Here is a 17,084-nt window from a genome sequence, read left to right as displayed (position 1 = left end):
TGCCGGTCAGCCCTGAGGAGTCAGCGGGACCAGCTCGAACAGCGCAAGCGAGCGCCCGGTGACCTCGAATGGCTCATCGAACGGGAGTTCGCCCTGGCTTCGCAGGGCGGGACTGTCGGTGTCCACAAGGCAGTGCCAGCCCGAACCACCGGTTACTTCGGGAAGCTTGAAGCTCACCGATTCGTGATGGGCGTTGACCACCAGCAGCACCGTGGCGTCAGCGCCGCTGCGACGTATGCTGGTCGGCTGGGCCCGACCATCCAGGAGCATGCCCATGCAACGGGTGTTCTCGTCGTGCCAGTGCTCTTCGGCCATTTCTCCACCATCGGGAGCCAACCAGGTGACGTCCTTCACACCTAGCGCCTCGTTGTAATGACCGACCAGGAAACGCCAGCGACGCATGATCGGATAGGCTCGCCGGAGGCTCGCCAGGCGGCGGGTGAACTCCAGCAGGTCGCGGCCTTCCTCATCCAGCGTCCAGTCGACCCAGCCAATCTCGTTGTCCTGGCAGTAGGCATTGTTGTTGCCGTGCTGCGTGCGGCTGAACTCGTCACCGGCGAGCAGCATGGGCGTGCCTTGGGAGAACATCAGGGTGGCGAGCAGGTTGCGCATCTGTCGCGTTCGCAGGGCGCGGATTTGCGGGTCATGGGTCGGGCCTTCGCAGCCGTGGTTCCAGGACAGATTGTGGTCGCTGCCATCCTGGTTGTCTTCGCCGTTGGCCTCGTTGTGCTTGTGGTCGTAGGACACCAGGTCGCGCAGGGTGAAGCCGTCATGGGCGGTGATGAAGTTCACCGAGGCGAAGGGGCGCCGACCACGCTGGTTGAACAGATCGCCGGAGGCCGTGAGACGCTTGGCCAGGGTGGCGGCCTCTCCGCCGTCGCCGCGCCAGAAAGCACGCACCGTGTCGCGGAATCGGTCGTTCCATTCGGCCCAACCGGGTGGGAAGCCGCCGACCTGGTATCCACCGGGGCCGCAATCCCATGGCTCGGCGATGAGTTTCAGGCGGCTCAGCACAGGGTCCTGGCGGCAAGCGACGAGAAAGCCGTGACGCTCCTCATAGCCATGGGAATGGCGGGCGAGGATGGTGGCGAGGTCGAATCGGAAGCCGTCGACGTGCATCTCGGTCGCCCAGTAGCGCAGTGAGTCGGTGACCATCTGCAGTACGCAGGGATGACTGAGGTCGAGGGTGTTCCCGGTTCCGGAATCATTGATGTAGTGACGCCGATCACCGGGCATCAGCCGATAGTAAGTGGCGTTGTCGATGCCGCGCATGGAAAGGGTCGGACCCAGCTCGTTGCCTTCGGCGGTGTGGTTGTAGACGACGTCGAGGATCAACTCCAGGCCGGCATCGTGGAGATGGGCCACCATCTCCTTGAACTCGTTGATCTTGCCGCTGGCGAGGTAGCCGGGATGGGGAGCGAAGAAGCCGATGCTGTTGTAGCCCCAGTAATTGCTCATGCCTTTTTCCAGCAGGTGCTTGTCGTCGAAGAAGGCATGCACCGGGAGGAGCTCCACGGCGGAAACGCCCAGGGAACGGATGTGCTGGATCAGCTCGGCATTCATCAATCCGGCAAAGCTGCCGCGAAGGTGATCGGGTACTGCCGGGTGGCGCATGCTGATTCCCCGCAGGTGCGTTTCGTAGATCAGCGTGCTGTCCCAGGGAATGCGCCGGTGCTGCTGATCGCCCCAGGTGAACGCGCGGTCAATGACTTTGCACTTCGGCACGAAGGCGGCACTGTCGCGGGTGTCGAAGCTGAGATCGGCGTCGGGCGAGCCGATCACATAACCGAACAGCGCCTCGGACCAGCACAGTCGTCCGACCAGCTGTTTGGCATAGGGATCGATCAGCAGTTTGTTCGGGTTGAACCTGTGCCCGACGTCCGGTTCGTAGGGACCGTGCACGCGAAAGCCATAGATCTGGCCGGGATGGGCGTCGGGCAAGTAGCCATGCCAGATTTCGTCCGTGTACTCGGGCAACTCGATGCGTTCCAGCTCGGTTTCGCCCTTGGCATCGAACAGGCAGAGCTCGACTCGCGTTGCGTGGGCCGAGAAAATCGAGAAATTGACGCCCAGTCCGTCCCAGTTCGCGCCCAATGGAAACGGGTGGCCTTCGCTGATACGCGAGCGCTGTTGGACTTCTGGGGCGCGTTGGCGCTGCCGGGTCATGTTGCCTACCTGGACGCTCTCAAGCGTTCGGCTCCGACGGTGTGCTCACTGGACTTGCCTTGGAAACCCTGGCTTTGCCCGGATGGGTCTCATCCAGTGGGACCGGACAGGGCCTGGTAATCCGTCGTGGGCCGGCGGTGGGTGCGGCGGAATGCGCTGCCACCGTTTCGGCCAGGATGCAGGCCAACTCCCAGTGACGCGTCGCCTGGCCTTGAGGGCAACCTTCGGACTCCCAGATCTGGTACGCAAGTTCACGGATACGTGCTTCATTTCTGCTCATGGCTCGGGCTCCCGATTCGATGGCGTGATCAGCAGGAGGTTGACGGGGAAGTCCGCCAACAGCTCGGCAACTTCCAGGCAGCCCTGCCGGGGAACGAGGTCACGGCTGGAGAAAGCGCCGCTCAGCCGCCCGGCACGAAGCACACGGGGCAACCTGACGCGGGTGTCTCCCCAGCGCGGTGGCGGCACCTGTGGCAAGGGACCATCCAGAAGAGGCGCTGCCAGGCGCGGCACCACGACCACCAACCCGTACAGGTCATGCCAGCGCGCAAAGGCCAGAACCCGTGCGGCCTGGGGGCCTTCGACCTGCAATGGCTCGTAGCTGCCCTGGCTGAACAGGCGCGGTTGTTTATGTCGCAGGTTAAGGACGGTCGCTACCAACCGCTGCTTGATGTGGCCGTCCTCCCAGCCGTGCAGCAGCTCTTGCGGAGCCTCCCGGCTGGCGAGAGCAGCCACGCGCGCAGCGAAGTCCACGTCCTGACGGTTGTCCGGGTCCACCAGGCTGAAGTCCCAGAATTCGGTGCCCTGATAGAGATCCGGCACCCCGGGAGTAGTCATCCGCAGCAGGCATTGAACCAGGCTGTTGAGTGCGCCGGCGGGCGCAAGCTCGGCAACCGCGGCGGCCAGTTCTTCGCGCAGTGGCTTTGCTTCGGGACTTTCCAGCACCCGGGCGAGAAAGATACGACAGGCCGCTTCGTAGGCTTGGTTCGGAGCGCTCCAGTTACTGCGCAGCCGGGCCTCGCGCAGGGATTTTTCCTGCCAGCGCTGCAAGCGCTCGAGGTACCTGCCGATACCGCCGACATCGTCCAGGGACAGGTCGGGAGGCCAACTGCCGAGCAGGCACTGATACAGCACCAGTTCGTCGGCCGGCGCGATGGTCTCGTCTAGGTCGGCGATCAGGCGCAGTGGATCGGCCAGACGCCGCCAGCGCTGTATCCCCTCGAGAAACCAGCTGGAACGTTCGCTCAGCACAGCCAAGCGAGAGCGGCAGTCCTCGCCGCGTTTGTGGTCATGGGTGGCGGTGGCCAGCAGGCTGGCAGGAAACAGGGCGGCGCGTTCCAGGCAATCGTCGTGGAACTCTGTCATGGGCGCGCTGAAGCGCTCGGAGTCGAACCCCACATCGTTGCGCGAGAGCAATACCGCGGAGCGGTAGCCGGCGGTGTCTTCCACGGCCTTGGCTGCGGTCGGCGAGGTCAATTGCTGGAAACGCTGCAACACCTGGCGCCGCAAACGACGTGCGGGGCCAGGTGGGAGATCGCGCAGGGGCTCGGCGCCGAGCCAGCGGTCGAGGGAATCGAGCAATGGCCATTCGGCCGCGGCCAGGTTCGCCCGGGCACCTTCCAGGGCTTGCTGGAATAGGGCCTGGTCCTGCTCCGAGCGCCCACAGGGACCGGCGTAGGTGCGGTAGACCGGAAAATGCACTAACAGCTCCAGCAGCGCACGACGAATGGCTCCCAGCGTCAGGTCACGGCTCACCAGGTTGCCTCGCGCTATCTGCACGAGTCCCTGAGCGACCGTCTCCACGTCGCCCGCCAGGGAGCTCGTGAGCAGAAGGCGCCGTGCCTCCTGCGCTTCCGCGAGGAAGTTTCCGCTGCGACCGCTGAGGGAGCTCCAGAGTGCTCCCAGGCGCGCTTCGCCGAGCGGGTCGTGCTGCAGTAGGGAAACCTGGTTCATGAAGTCGTAGCCGGTGGTCCCGTCCACGGCCCAGTCGCGGGGCAGGCGCTCGCCGTGGCCGAGGATCTTCTCCACGTAGATGGGGAACGGGGCGGTTCGGGGGCGGGCATCCAGCAGGCGGTTCACCCGTCGGCGCAGGCGTCGGCAATAGCCACGGGGATTGGCCAGGCCATCCACGTGGTCGATGCGCAGTCCGTCCACCAGTCCGCGTTCGATCAGCTCGAAGAGCTTGGCGTGGGTGGCTTCGAACACCTCGGCACGTTCCACCCGCAGGCCGCCAAGTTCATTGATGTCGAAGAAGCGCCGCCAGTTGATATCGTCGGCTGCGGTTCGCCAGCTTGCCAGTCGATAGGGCTGGCGTTCCAGCAACGCGTGTAGGCGCTGCATGGCGGCATCGTTGTCGCTGCTGTACCCAGTCATCCCGCGGGTCAGTGCTTCCTTGCGGGCAGGCTCGGCGAGCAGCCGCGCGAGTCCTTCTTTCAAAGCCAACGCAGGGGCGCGAGGGGAGGGAAGGTCGGCCAGGCGGTCGAACTCCTGCGCCAGGGCGGAAAGATCAGGGTCCCCGCTGCTGCGCAGCAGCTCGCCCCAGGTGGGCGGCGACAGGGGAAAGCGATGTTCGAAATGCCGGACCGTAAAACCGCCAAGGCTGCTGTCGTAGCCCAGGTGCAACTCGCCAGCGGCCAGCACCTCGCCGTAGTCGTTGGCCAGGAAGGGCGCGAGTAGCTGGCCATCCAGCAGCGGGTCCGTTGAATGCCAGTGGATATCGAAGAAGTTCGCATAGGGGCTCTCCTGACCCCACTCCAGAACATCCAGCCACCAGGGATTGCTGTCGCCGCCCACCGCCATGTGGTTCGGTACGAGATCGAGGATCAGTCCCATGCGTCGATGGCGCAGGGCATCCACCAGCCGCTCCAGGGCGACCTCGCCACCGAGTTCGGGGTTGATGGTCGTCGGGTCCACCACGTCGTAGCCATGACTGGACCCGGAACGGGCCGTGAACAGCGGTGAGCAATACAGATGACTGATGCCCAGTTCGGCAAAGTAGGGCACCAGGGGAACGGCGGCGTCGAGGGTGAAGCCGCGATGGAATTGCAAGCGCAGGGTGGCGCGCAGTTCATTCATCTGGCACCTCCCGCCGCATGTCGCGGCCTTCCGTGAGACAAGCCAGATGGCGGCGCGACGTCGGTAGCTCGATCAGTTCGGCCGCCGTCGTCGGCCAGCGGCGACGCCAGTTCGGATGCGCATCACCCGGTCCCGGCAGGTTGGCCTGTTCGGACTCTCCCAGCAGGTCCTCCAGCGGCAACAGGACTAGCGGCGCGGGCGTTTCGGCGACATAGCCGATGCAACCCTGCACGCAGCGCTCACGGCTGTCTTCATGAGGAGAGAGATGCCCCTCCAGTCGCAACGCCGCCGTCAGCGCCCGGCATTCTCGCTCGCGAATCTCCCGGCTATGGCGGGCCGTTTCGGCATCGCAATGGCCGGCTTTCAGGCGCCAATCGATGTCCTTGCCCTGGAACCAGCCGTTCAAGGTCGGCAGGTCATGGGTGCTGGTGGTCGCCAGGGCATCTTGCGGCCAGTCGCAGGGCGGAATGAACTCACCGTCACGCTGCTCGAACAACAGCACACGCATACCCAGCACGTTGCGGCGGGCGAGTTCTTCCCGCAGCCCGTCGGGAACGGTGCCGAGGTCTTCACCTATCACCAGGCCCTGGCTACGCCAGGCCTCCAGGCTGATGAGGCGCAGGAGGTCATGGAAGGGAAAGCGCAGGTAGGCCCCTTGCTCTGGGCGGGCGCCTTCGGGAATCACCCAGAGACGCTGCAGGCCCATGACATGGTCGATGCGGACACCACCGGAGCAGCCGAGGCTGGCACGGAGCATCTGGATGAACGCCTGGTAACCGTTTTCTTTCAGCCCCAGCGGTGAAAACGCCCAGACTCCCCAGTTCTGGCCGGAACGATTGAGGATGTCCGGCGGTGCGCCCACCCGGATGGTAGCCAGCAGTTGGTCCTGGCAGGCCCAGGCCTGGCTACCCGAGCAATCCGCGCCCACAGCGAGATCGGCGATCAACCCGATGCCCATGCCGGCGCCGACAGCGGCCATCTGTGCTCGTTCAAGACCGCGTACTACCAGCCATTGGGCGAAGGCGTGAAACTCCACTTCGCGGGCATGCTCGAGGGCGAAGCGCTGGACGGCGGCGTGGGCAGGATTGCGCAAATGCTCGGGCCAGCAGCGCCAGTCGCCGGGAGCGCCATTGGCGAGCATGTGTCCGTGCAGTGCTTCGAACCGGCAGTGCAGGAGCAAGGCGTCCCCACTCGTTTCACAGAAGCGCTCGAAGTCCTGGCGCAACACCCCCTGTTCTTCATCGAACTGCCGGTAGAGCTGGCGCAGGACTGCCATCCGTGCGGTGGAAAGCGCAGGCCAGTCAAGCAGGGGCAAGGCTTCCAGGCGGGCGTACTCGGCGCCAAGGCGGGTGGCCGCCAGCGCACGCTGCAGTTCGGCATCGCCAAGTACGTGGGCCGGGGCAGCATGCAACACATTGAAGTGCAGGCGACTAGAGGGAGAGTACGGGCTGTACTGGGCACCGTTCGCGCTGAACATCGCGTGCACGGGGCTGATGGCCAGCGCGTCGGCGCCATGGCGGGCAGCGCTGCGGGCCAGGTCCTCCACAGCGCTGGTATCGCCGAGGCCGCCGTCACCGGGCCGGCGCAGTGCATAAAATTGTGCGGCCAAGCCCCAGGCCTGCGCATGGCCCAGCAGCTCGCGGACGCTTGGGCAAGCTGGTGGAGCGACTGCGAGACAGAGCTCGCTGTCGCCGACGCGCAACTGGTGATATCCGCAGGCATCGGGAGCCAGCAGGCGGCAGTCCGCATCGAGACGTCCCTCGTACAGCCGTCCATCGTCCAGATGCAACTGGTAGGCATGGCCAGGGCGATGAGATCCGGCCAGGGACAGCAGATCGCCCTGGTCCAGCACGATCAGTGGGCCGAGGCGGGTGGCCTGCTCGTGTTCGCGTGCTTCGACCAGGCCGCCGGCGATCTGCTGGGGAGACTGAGCCGCATAACCCATGGCTTCCAGGAGCGCCCGCTGGACCTCAGGGCTGACTCGCTGAGGCTGGCCGTCAGCGTCCATCCAGTCGAGCTGCAAACCTACAGCGCTGGCCAGTGCCGCCAGTTGCACGTCGCTCATCACGCTGGTTCCAGCAACGCCAAGGCGCTGCGCGGCGGCATCCGGCACTCGGCCAGGTCCGCGCCTTCAATACGATGGGCAAAGAGAATCTCCGCGTTGCTGCCGGCAGGCTCCATGGGCGCGGGAGATTCCCCGAGGTTGATCAGGATATCCAGGCGAGCGCCGTCACCCATGCGCCATGCCGCGCTTACCGCGTGCGAGCCCAGGACGCCGGACTCCAGCGCATGGCTGCCAGGCAGGCGCGGAATGATGCGGGCATGTCGCAGGCTGATCAGGCTGCGGTATAACGCCAGGCATTCCCGGTGCCGCAGTTGGTTGACCAGATCGAGGTCCGGCAGGCAGCGGTTGAAGGTCCGTGCGGCATTGGGGTCGGGGATGTTCTCCCGCAATACCGCGTCGCTGAAGTGCGGGAACGTCGCGAACTCGTTGCGCCGGCCCTCGCGCACCGCCGCCCCCAGCGCTGGCGGATGGTCGGTGAAGTAGAGGAATGGTTGCGTCGAACCCCATTCCTCGCCCATGAACAGCAGCGGAATCATCGGTGAAAGCAGCAACAGCACAGTGGCCGCCTTCAGGGCATCCAGGTCTGCCAGCGCGGGCAAACGTTCGCCATAGGCGCGATTACCCACCTGGTCGTGGTTCTGCAGGAACAACACGAAGGCGCCGGGGCGTAGATGGACGCTGGGTTCGCCGCGGGGGAAACCATGGCGGTCTGACTGCCCCTGGTAGGCGAAGCCTTCCGCCAGACAGGTGGCCAACTTGAGGGCAGGGGCTTCGGCGAAGTCCTCGTAGTAGCCGTGATGTTCACCGGTGAGCAGGACGTGCAGCGCGTTGTGGGCATCGTCGTTCCACTGGGCGTCGTAGCCCCGTTCCAGCAGACTGGCCTCATTGGCTTCGTTCTCCAGCACGAGATGCAGGTGACGTTTTCTCGATGCGCTGGCGCGCACACGGTCAGCCAGTTCCAACATGAACGCGATGTCGCGGATGGCATGTACCGCATCGATGCGCAATCCATCCATGCGATAGTCCTGGAGCCACATCAACGCGTTCTCGATGAAGAATTCGCGAACCTCGCGCTTACGGAAGTCAATGGCGTCGCCCCAGGGCGTCTGACGGTCGCGGCGGAAAAAGTCCGCAGCGTAGTGCCCCAGGTAATTACCTTCCGGGCCGAAGTGGTTGTAGACCACGTCCACCAGCACCATCAGTCCCAGCTCGTGCGCCCGGTCCACCAAGCTGCACAGCTCGTCCGGCGTTCCGTAGGAAGAGTCGGGGGCAAAAGGCAGTACGCCGTCGTAGCCCCAGTTGCGCTTTCCCGGAAATTCCCCCAGGGGCATTAGCTCCACCGCCGTGACGCCCAGCGCCAGCAGAGTCGGCAGGTAGGCTTCCACTTCGGCGAAGCCTCCCAGCAGCCCGACATGCAGCTCATAGATCACTGCTTCGTGCCAGGGGCGTCCGGGCCAATCTTTCACGCGCCACGAATAAGTCGCGGGATCAACCACCATGCTGAATCCGTGGACATCCCCGGCCTGGCGACGCGAAGCCGGGTCCGGCACACGGCGTTCACCGTCCACGATGTAGCGGTAGCTGGTTCCCGCAGAACACTCCACTTCGCCACCAAACCAGCCGCCTGGCTCTTCCGCCAGCGGGTGCAGGGCCCCGTCCATCAATTCCACGGCAACGCTGCGGCAATCCGGCGCCCAGAGCGAGAAGCGCGTGGTATGTGGGCCGATCAGCCTGGCGCCATGCAAAGGGGCTGTCAGCACTCTGCTTTCCCCGCGACGGCAGGGCCGTCGACCAGCCGCTGGTATAGCTCGTCATAGGCCCAGATCGTGCGTTCCCAGTAGAGGGGTGAATCCATGGCGTGGGTACGCATGGCATCCAGCAATTCGGGACGTTCGTATACCGCCAGGGCCCGGTCGATGGCATCCAGGTAGCTGTCCACCGAAGCGTCGTCGAAGTGGAACCCAGTGACACCGTCCTCGATGGTGTCCGCCAGCCCACCGGTTCGACGGGCGATGGGCAGGGAACCGAAGCATTGGGCATACATCTGACTCAGGCCGCAGGGCTCGAAGCGCGACGGCATGAGCAGGAAGTCGCTGCCGGCAAACATGCGCCGTGCCACGGTTTCATCGAAGCCGATGCTCACGCCGATGCGGCCGGGATGGCGTTCGCCCAGGTCCACCATCGCCTGTTCCAGCTCCGGTTCGCCCTGGCCGATCACGACAATGCTGCCACCGGCCTCGACTATGTGCCCGGCCACTTCGCGAGTCAGGTCGATGCCTTTCTGCTGCACCAGGCGGGAAATCACGGCGAACAACGGCCCCTCGTGGATGTCCAGGTCGAAGCGTTCCCGGACATGGCGGGCATTGGCCTCCTTTCCTTGCCAGCGACCGGCGCTGAAGCCCTGTACGAGGTGCGGGTCACTGCGCGGCTCCCAGCTTTCATCGATGCCGTTGAGGATTCCGCTCAATCGGCCGTCATTGACCTTGGCCTGCAGCATGCCCTCCAGTCCGCAGCCGAATAGGGGTGTGGTGATTTCCTGGGCGTAGGTTTCGCTGACGGTGGTCACATGGCTCGAGTAGGCGATGCCGGCCTTGAGGAAGGACAGCTTGCCGTAGAACTCGAGAGCCTCGGAGGTGAGCGCCGCGGCCGGGATACCAAGCTCTGCGCTGCTGTGGAGGCCGCAAAGGCCCTGGTAGGCGAGGTTGTGGATGGTGAATACGCAGGGCGTACGCAAGCCGCGCCAGACCATGTAGGCGGGCGCAAGTGCGCCCGGCCAGTCATTGGCATGGACAAGTTCCGGACACCAGTTGATGCCGGCCGTCCCGGCGGCGATCTCTGCTGCCGCGAGGCCTAGGCGGGCGAAGCGGATGTGGTTGTCCGGCCAGTCGTTGCCGTGGCCATCGCCGTACGGCGTGCCCTCTCGCTCGTAGAGTTCGGGACAGATAAGCACATAGACGATGAGCCCGTCGGGCAGGTCCATCCGCCCAATGCCACATGGCGGCAGGGCGGCCAGCCCGTTCACTTGGCCGACGACGCGAATGGGATGGCCGCTTTCCAGCACCTGTCGATATCCCGGCAGCAGCACGCGGATGTCGTGATGGGCCGAAAGTGCTTTCGGCAGCGCTGACGAGACATCTCCCAGACCGCCAACCTTTACCAGGTCGGCCAGTTCCGGCGTAACGAACAGGATGTGTTTCTTGGACGCTTTCAGACTTCCCAGGTGCAGCTCGGCCTTGGGCCTCGGTTCGATGGTAGTGGCTTCACCAACGTGGGCCGTGGCAACGGCAGTTCCCATAATGTGCTCCGAATCGTCATGGTCCATGGTTGGCGATCCCCTGGTTCGACAACTCTTCTGCCGAACCCGGTGGACGCGCACGTCCGCTTCCCTGTGCCCGGGCTTGAACCGTCTGTGGTTCGCGGTGGCCCCGTACTCGGGCCCCACACTTTTTCCTGACTGGCGGGATTCCCTTTAGGTTCGACTTATTTCTCAGCCGGGCTCCGTTCAGGGGAAAACCTGAACTTTTGCCTGCCGGGGGTCTTCCATAGGTCATGGGTAAGCCTTTCAGAGGGAGGACGAAACCATGCGTGCGATTGGCGCGATGCTGCGCTTCGACGGCCAACCCCGCGACGTTCGCGATGCCGCCGTCCGAGAGACGTTGCTCAACCTGCCGTACTACTACGAACGGCTGCGCCGGAGCTGATGCCATGGACTCCCGTCGCGAAGCATGCAGCCGTTGCATCGTCGCCTGTTCCCTGTGCATTACCCGTTTCCTGCTCGTGGAGGACGGGGCCGGACGCGGGGCCATCCGGCGTTGCCGCGAGCTGTGCGGCGAATGCATGGAGACTTGTCGGCAGATGCTCGTGCTGATGGAACAGGAGAGCCGTTACGTGGCCAGTTACGGCACCTTCTGCGCCGCAATGTGCCGGCTCTGCGCGGGGGAGTGCGCGCGTCACGAAATGGCCGAATGCCAGGAATGTCGGAAAGCCTGTGAGGCTTTGGCGCGGATGGTCGACCGGCAATCGGTGGACGTGCATTGATCTCGGAACTCGCCAAGACGCATCCGCTGAGAGCTTTCCTTGAACCAGCAAGTTAAGTGGCAGTCAGCATTCCTGATCCCCCAACCAGGTACGGAGCTGACGTCCATGATCAAGATTCGCCGACGCATCCTCTGCCTTTTCCCGCCGGACATCCGGCGGGTAGAGGAGGGTACGCATCACTTCGGTCGTGGCGCTTGTAACCCGCGCCGTGGACAGGCGAGATTGCCCGCCCTGGCCTCGGCCGCGGTCCGCATGACTGCCTGGGCGACCATGCGTACTTCTTGTTGCAGGGCCAGATCGTTGTCCAGCTCTTCGTGGCTGGTCGCATAGGGTTTGAAGTAGCCAATGTAGGGCTCGAGCCGAGCGTGGATTCCCGCATCCACGAAGCCCATCCAGTCGAGCCAGTCGGAGAGTGCTCGACGCGCCTCCCTGGTAGCTCTTCCGGGCAATGGCTTCGATCCGTTGCAATGCGTCCCGTTCGGCAAAATACGCCAGTCGGCGAAGGATTCCTGGAAGCGCTGGCGGAAGATTTCTCGTGAAGCATTTCCCGTTGCCTGGCCCTTGCGTGGTTGAGTGCCCCGATCACCTCGTGGAATCCGGAGTGGCTCCTAATCCGAATCCCATCCGCAGCCCGGGGTTCAACCTTGCAAATGGCGAGACAGGCGGCTCATGCAGGATGCAAGGAGCTGTGGCGGCGATCATGCAAATCGCAATTGGCGAGAGGTCATCGGTGAGAGCGGGACTGCCGTTCCAGCGCGAATGTTTCCATTTGTGGGCCAGGCACGACTAATGCTGGATGAAGGAACCGCGCCACCAGACAGGGAGCTCCCAAATGATTTTTTTGAATCTATTCACCGAAGCCTTTTCACAGTTCCAGGTGGACCTCAAGTCCCGACCCGACGGAACGCTGCTGCTCGTGCTGACAGAAGAAACCGGGCATCCCTTGCGCAAGGCCATCAGCGGCCGCGCGCTGCATGACGAGGACTGCGCGCGCGGGATAATTCGGGAGCTACAACGCGAGATGAAGCTTGCCAGCGGCGAGGCTATCTGGCACGCGCGCGGCATCGATTGGGTGTCTCGGGAACTGCCGACCTATTACGGCGGTGGGCTACACATGACCGCAGCGAAAACCCTGGTGGCCCGCCGCAAGCTGGAACACTCGCGGCATATCGCTACGAACTGATCGCACTGATCCGCCCGTCTTGCTGCACGGCCAGCCGATCAACCCCACTCCGAATCCGCTGTGCTCAGCCGTGTGCGCGACGCTCCTTGTCGCTGTCCGGGATGCGCGGGTCGGGATCTTCGCGTGGGGGACTATCGGGTATCACCCCTGGAGGTTCTTCCCGCTCGATCTGGGAGCCGGGGTCTTCGTTTCCCGGATCGTCGATAAGGGGCTGTTCGGGAATCGGCCGTTCTTCGGTACCCATGGCGTTTCTCCTCGGGTGTCAGGGAAGCGGTGCGGCGCCGTGCCAGTCTGCCATGAGTTCGCATTCCTCGGCGCAGAGCTGGCAGGCCCTGGCGCACTCCTGGCAATGGTTGTTGCCATGAACCGCGCACTCCTCGCCGCAGTCGATGCAGACGACCAGGCACACGTGGCACATGGCCGATGCGTATTCGCTCTCGCGAATCATCAGTGAGGCACAGGAGTGACAGATATCGGCGCAATCACGGCACAGCTGAATACAGCGGGTGAGGGTGGCCGCACGTTCTTCGCTGAGACAGGCCGCCATGCAGCTTTCACATGCGGTGGCGCAGCTGCTGCAGGCGGCGATGCAACTCTGGAAGCGGTGCTCCTCGTTCATGGCTGGGCCTCCAATGGAAGCGTACTCGGACAAAGCGTCCGACCTACTCACGGGCACCCACGTCGACGGCGAGGCTCTGCGCCATCTTCAGGTGCTCTTCCAGCTTGGGCAGCATCCTGGAGGCAAAGTCGCGGATGGTTTCGTCTTCGGAATTGGCTGCAGTGTGGAAGAGTTCAACGGCGGCCTTGTGCGCTTCGATCTGGTTGTTGGCATAGGCCTTGTCGAAGGATGCGTCACCGCGCATTTGCAGAATTTTCGCCTTGGCCTGTTCAGTCAGGCCGGGAGCTTCGGATATCTTCAGGTCCTGCTTGCTCGCCAGGGCCTGGAGTTGTTCGTTGGCTGCCGAGTGGTCGTCGACCATCATCCGCGCGAATGTCTTGACCTCCTCACTAGTGCCTTTTTGCAGCGCCAGCTTGCCGGACTCGACTTCGGCGAGGCTGGCGGCTGATGCCTGACCAACGAAGTCTTGTGGGCTGATCTCATCCTTGGCCTGCACCGAAGGAGCAAGCGCCAGCACTGCGCACAACACGACTATCAGGTGTTTGAGCGAATGAGTCATGGTGAGATCCTCAATTCGTGAAGGTCACGCTCGGTAGAAGAGGAGGGCACGAGGGAAGTTCAAGAAAGTTTGCGGGCCCTGCGCGCGAAGGCAGTTCGAACCTAAGCGCGCTGCCGTCCTCACAACCCCAGGCCCCCCCGGTGGCCGAGCCCTCCTGGGCGGTAAGCCGGTCCCGCCGAGGGCTCGCCAACCCGCGCTCTACCGGAGGTAACCTGCCTGGCCTTAAAAAACCTTCCGCCGCAGCACCAGGACCGCCAACCGGGACTGGAGTCCGACATGCAGCCAGCCCCGCAGTACTTGTCGGCAGCCAATTGCGCCGGGCAGCCTTCCGCAGTAGCACCGGCCTATGTCTACCTGGCCAGCAGCGACTCCTCTTGCAAGAGCGGACAGGTGCTGCGCGTGAATGGCGGCACGGTAGTCAATGGCTGAACAGGTGGAGGTCGCCCCCGCGCTCAGACCGTTTTCGCATGGCGCAGGGATTCCTTTCATTAGCTCCCGCCATATGCTGGCCAATTGGTCAGAAATAGAAACGACCGTTTTGATTCTCCGGACGCCCTTGCGATGTCAAGGACTTGCGCGGGCTTCGGCACGAGCAAGGAAAGGAAAGCGAACATTCAACCCCGGCATTCTGATGGCGAACTGATGCTGGAATGCCCGGCGGGTCTGCAATGTCCTGCAGGGCCAGGAGCGAAATGAAACTGAACGTTTGAGCGACGGGTCGGTTCGGACTAGGGGAATGCCACGCGCATTCTCTTCACCCCAACCATCCGGAGATAACGACCATGAACGAACAAAAAGGCGGTAAAGGCAGCTTCACCGAGGATCGTGACCGCGCATCCGAAGCAGGAAGAAAAGGCGGCCAGCAAGATGGCGGCAACATCAAGAAAGAGCCGGAACGTACCCCTGCTGATACCGGTCGCAAAGGCGGCCAGCAAGGCGGTGGCGGCGGACGCAACAACTGATCACCGTCGCTTTGATCGAAGCGGCGGCCAATGCCGCCGCTTCAATGTTCCACCCTCGCGTCAATGCTCGTCCGGGATCAATCGTCAGCTCATTCCAAGGCACCCGCCTCAGCACCGCCTTTCGCCCATTAACTCGAACTCCCCGTCGGGGCACCGGTCAGCAACATATCTGCCCACTGGTGGATGACCGTCGAATAGCCAGGAGAAGGACATGAATGCGATCACACTGTTGAAACAGGACCATGCAGTGGTCAGGCAATTGCTGGAGAAGCTCAGCGCCACCACCGAACGCGGTGTGAAGACGCGGATGGAGCTGCTGAACCGGATCAGCGGCGAGCTTGCTGTGCACACCGAAATCGAGGAACGGATCTTCTATCCGGCTTATGTGAAAGCAGGTGGCAAGGAAGAACAGAAGATGTTCTACGAAGCCATGGAAGAACATCGCACCGTGGACAGCCTGGTGCTACCCGACCTGCTGAAAACGCCGGCCGACTCCGTGCAATTCTCCGGCCGGATCAAGGTGCTCAAGGAATTGCTGGAGCACCACCTCCAGGAAGAAGAGCAGGACATGTTTCCCAACGCGGCAAAGTTGCTGAAGAAGTCCGAGCTGGAAGAGCTGGGCAAGCACATGGAAAACCGCAAGCGCGAGCTGAAGCAGTCCCTCGACCACGCGGCATGAGGCCATGGACCTGCTGCCATTGCGGCGGCAGGCTGCGCTGCGCACCGAACGGAAACCGCTGAAGTGCGAGGCACTGAACCGCCTAATCTGTTGGCACTTAGCGAGCTCAAATGAAGTTTCCCTCAGTCGAGAACCACACCGACTCGTTACATCACGTCACTAATGATGTTCAAAACCCCGTCTTTATCCCCCTGAGTCAGCGCCCTAAATTCGCCTCCAACACCTGCCCATCATGCCGATGGGAGGTCGCAGGAGAGCTGTCATGCCGTTTTTCAACGTGACCACCACTGAATACCGCAAAAAAACTGCGGAGGCTCAGTCATGACTCCGTACGTGAACATCGAGTTCGTTTCCGACGTGGTGTGCCCCTGGTGCGCTCTAGGCGCAGCGGCGCTAGACCAGGCCATCGAGAATCTGGCCGGCGAAGTGCTGGTCGAACTGACATTCAAGCCGTTCGAGTTGAATCCGGATATGCCGCCCGAAGGCGAGCCTGCGACCAGGCACATGATGCGCAAGTATGGGCGTAGCGCCGAAGAAGTTGCCGCAAGAAACGAAATGGTGATCGCCCGTGGCCAGGCCATCGGATTCCAGTTCGACCTGGAGAAGCGCAGCCACTTCTACAACACCTTCGATGCCCATCGGCTGTTGTTCTGGGCGTGGCAGGAAGGGCGGCAAATCGATCTCAAGAAAGTCCTGCTTCGCGCCTACTTCACCGACGGCCAGAACCCGAGTGATCAGGAGACATTGGTGCATCTGGCGGCCGAAGCGGGGCTCGATGCGGTGCGTGCGAGAGAGGTGCTGGCAACCGGGGCGTTTGCCAGCGAGGTGCGTGAGCTTGAAGCGTTCTACCAAGTTCGTGGCATCAGTTCGGTACCGGCCTTGATCCTCAACGGCCGCCACCTGGTGTCCGGTTCGCAGTCCGTCGAGTACTACGAGCAAGTCCTGCGGCAAATGGCGCGGACCCCAGCCGAAGCCTGATCAACCGTTCTTCCCAACCCCCATGTACCTGGAGGTTCATCATGAGCAATGCAAGAAAAGTCGTTGTTGTCACAGGCGCATCCCAAGGCATCGGTGCGGCTGTGGTCAAAGCCTTCCGCGATCTCGATTACCGGATTGTCGCCACGTCGCGTTCGATCAAGCCATCCAGCGACCCGGATATCCTCACCGTGGCGGGTGACATCGCCGACCCTGCGACCGCCGAGCGAGTGATCGGTGAAGGTATCGCGCGCTTTGGCCGTATCGACACCCTGGTGAACAACGCCGGAATCTTCGTCGCCAAACCCTTTACCGACTACTCCCGCGAAGACTACGCCGCTGTACTGGGGGTGAACCTCGGTGGTTTCTTCTACATTTCCCAGCTCGCGATCACCGAGATGGAGAAACAGGGCAGCGGCCACGTCGTCAGCATCACCACGAGCCTGGTCGACCACGCCATCGAAGGTGTGCCGTCGGTTCTGGCGTCGTTGACCAAAGGAGGCATCAACGCGGCGACCAGGTCCCTGGCCATCGAATACGCCAAGCGCGGTATCCGTGTGAACGCGGTCTCTCCCGGCATCATCAAGACCCCGATGCACGGCGAGGAAACCCATGAGGCGCTGGGCCGGCTGCACCCGGTCGGACACATGGGCGAGACCAGCGATATCGTCCAGGCCGTCGTCTATCTGGACAACGCCGGTTTCGTCACCGGTGAAATCCTGCACGTCGATGGTGGTCAGAGCGCCGGACACTGATACTTGCG

Annotated in this window: 16 protein-coding genes and 1 pseudogene; 7 read left to right on the top strand and 10 right to left on the bottom strand. The window is 63.2% G+C overall.

The window, feature by feature from the left end:
* Nucleotides 1–6: 6 nt before the first annotated feature.
* The 6 genes from glgX to glgA are packed head-to-tail and all read right to left on the bottom strand — an operon-like array spanning nucleotide 7 to nucleotide 10,601.
* Complete coding sequence (glgX, locus tag SA496_RS11625) at nucleotides 7–2,166, bottom strand: glycogen debranching protein GlgX (protein WP_330115452.1); 2,160 nt, start codon at nucleotides 2,164–2,166, stop codon at nucleotides 7–9.
* Between the two features lie 19 nt (nucleotides 2,167–2,185).
* Nucleotides 2,186–2,446, bottom strand: coding sequence for a DUF2934 domain-containing protein (locus SA496_RS29205; protein WP_120651095.1), 261 nt, complete (start codon nucleotides 2,444–2,446; stop codon nucleotides 2,186–2,188).
* A complete protein-coding gene (locus SA496_RS11615; RefSeq protein ID WP_330115451.1) occupies nucleotides 2,443–5,241 on the bottom strand; it encodes a malto-oligosyltrehalose synthase in 2,799 nt (932 codons plus the stop codon). Before SA496_RS11615 ends, SA496_RS29205 begins: the two co-directional genes overlap by 4 nt.
* Nucleotides 5,234–7,306 carry a 4-alpha-glucanotransferase gene (malQ, locus tag SA496_RS11610; protein WP_120651097.1) on the bottom strand — a complete coding sequence of 691 codons (2,073 nt, stop codon included), beginning with the start codon at nucleotides 7,304–7,306 and terminating at the stop codon, nucleotides 5,234–5,236. The genes SA496_RS11615 and malQ overlap by 8 nt, the downstream gene beginning before the upstream one ends.
* Entirely contained in the window at nucleotides 7,306–9,066 is a 1,761-nt protein-coding gene (treZ, locus tag SA496_RS11605) for a malto-oligosyltrehalose trehalohydrolase (RefSeq protein WP_330115450.1), read from the bottom strand. The genes malQ and treZ overlap by 1 nt, the downstream gene beginning before the upstream one ends.
* Nucleotides 9,060–10,601, bottom strand: a complete 1,542-nt coding sequence (glgA, locus tag SA496_RS11600; RefSeq protein ID WP_153919979.1) for a glycogen synthase GlgA — start codon at nucleotides 10,599–10,601, stop codon at nucleotides 9,060–9,062. The genes treZ and glgA overlap by 7 nt, the downstream gene beginning before the upstream one ends.
* Nucleotides 10,602–11,011: 410 nt before the next feature.
* On the opposite strand from glgA, the gene SA496_RS11595 reads away from it, so the two are divergent.
* Nucleotides 11,012–11,344, top strand: a complete 333-nt coding sequence (locus SA496_RS11595) for a four-helix bundle copper-binding protein (protein WP_120651100.1) — start codon at nucleotides 11,012–11,014, stop codon at nucleotides 11,342–11,344.
* Nucleotides 11,345–11,520: 176 nt separating this feature from the next.
* Here the strand turns inward: SA496_RS11595 and SA496_RS11590 are convergent, their stop codons facing one another.
* Nucleotides 11,521–11,793 (bottom strand): hypothetical protein, encoded by a 273-nt coding sequence (locus SA496_RS11590; RefSeq protein WP_178123513.1) that lies wholly within the window; start codon nucleotides 11,791–11,793, stop codon nucleotides 11,521–11,523.
* 383 nt (nucleotides 11,794–12,176) lie between these two features.
* Here SA496_RS11590 and SA496_RS11585 point away from each other — a divergent pair, with 383 nt between their 5' ends.
* The gene (locus SA496_RS11585; RefSeq protein ID WP_330115449.1) at nucleotides 12,177–12,527 is read left to right on the top strand and encodes a DUF3509 domain-containing protein; all 351 of its coding nucleotides are present in this window, start codon (nucleotides 12,177–12,179) and stop codon (nucleotides 12,525–12,527) included.
* 64 nt (nucleotides 12,528–12,591) lie between these two features.
* Here SA496_RS11585 and SA496_RS11580 read toward each other — a convergent pair whose 3' ends face one another.
* From SA496_RS11580 to SA496_RS11570, 3 genes are read right to left on the bottom strand one after another with little or no spacing between them, the layout of a single operon-like run.
* A complete protein-coding gene (locus SA496_RS11580) occupies nucleotides 12,592–12,771 on the bottom strand; it encodes a hypothetical protein (RefSeq protein WP_120651102.1) in 180 nt (59 codons plus the stop codon).
* Between the two features lie 18 nt (nucleotides 12,772–12,789).
* Nucleotides 12,790–13,146 carry a four-helix bundle copper-binding protein gene (locus SA496_RS11575; protein WP_120651103.1) on the bottom strand — a complete coding sequence of 119 codons (357 nt, stop codon included), beginning with the start codon at nucleotides 13,144–13,146 and terminating at the stop codon, nucleotides 12,790–12,792.
* Nucleotides 13,147–13,189: 43 nt separating this feature from the next.
* Nucleotides 13,190–13,705, bottom strand: coding sequence for a DUF4142 domain-containing protein (locus SA496_RS11570; protein WP_153919977.1), 516 nt, complete (start codon nucleotides 13,703–13,705; stop codon nucleotides 13,190–13,192).
* 318 nt (nucleotides 13,706–14,023) lie between these two features.
* Here SA496_RS11570 and SA496_RS11565 point away from each other — a divergent pair.
* The 5 genes and pseudogenes from SA496_RS11565 to SA496_RS11545 all read left to right on the top strand — a co-directional run.
* A pseudogene (locus SA496_RS11565) lies at nucleotides 14,024–14,134 on the top strand (NAD(P)-dependent oxidoreductase); the annotation flags it as partial.
* A 353-nt stretch (nucleotides 14,135–14,487) separates the two neighbouring features.
* Nucleotides 14,488–14,667, top strand: a complete 180-nt coding sequence (locus SA496_RS11560) for a general stress protein (RefSeq protein WP_120651105.1) — start codon at nucleotides 14,488–14,490, stop codon at nucleotides 14,665–14,667.
* A 211-nt stretch (nucleotides 14,668–14,878) separates the two neighbouring features.
* On the top strand, nucleotides 14,879–15,346 hold the full coding sequence (locus SA496_RS11555; RefSeq protein ID WP_120651106.1) for a hemerythrin domain-containing protein: 468 nt from the start codon (nucleotides 14,879–14,881) through the stop codon (nucleotides 15,344–15,346).
* Between the two features lie 321 nt (nucleotides 15,347–15,667).
* On the top strand, nucleotides 15,668–16,324 hold the full coding sequence (locus SA496_RS11550; protein ID WP_153919975.1) for a DsbA family oxidoreductase: 657 nt from the start codon (nucleotides 15,668–15,670) through the stop codon (nucleotides 16,322–16,324).
* 41 nt (nucleotides 16,325–16,365) lie between these two features.
* Nucleotides 16,366–17,076, top strand: a complete 711-nt coding sequence (locus SA496_RS11545; protein WP_120651108.1) for an SDR family NAD(P)-dependent oxidoreductase — start codon at nucleotides 16,366–16,368, stop codon at nucleotides 17,074–17,076.
* Nucleotides 17,077–17,084 lie beyond the last annotated feature (8 nt).

Origin of the sequence: Pseudomonas sp. JS3066 (assembly GCF_036328175.1) — a bacterium.
Taxonomy (GTDB): domain Bacteria; phylum Pseudomonadota; class Gammaproteobacteria; order Pseudomonadales; family Pseudomonadaceae; genus Metapseudomonas.
This window is presented reverse-complemented; position numbering and strand designations above follow the sequence as displayed.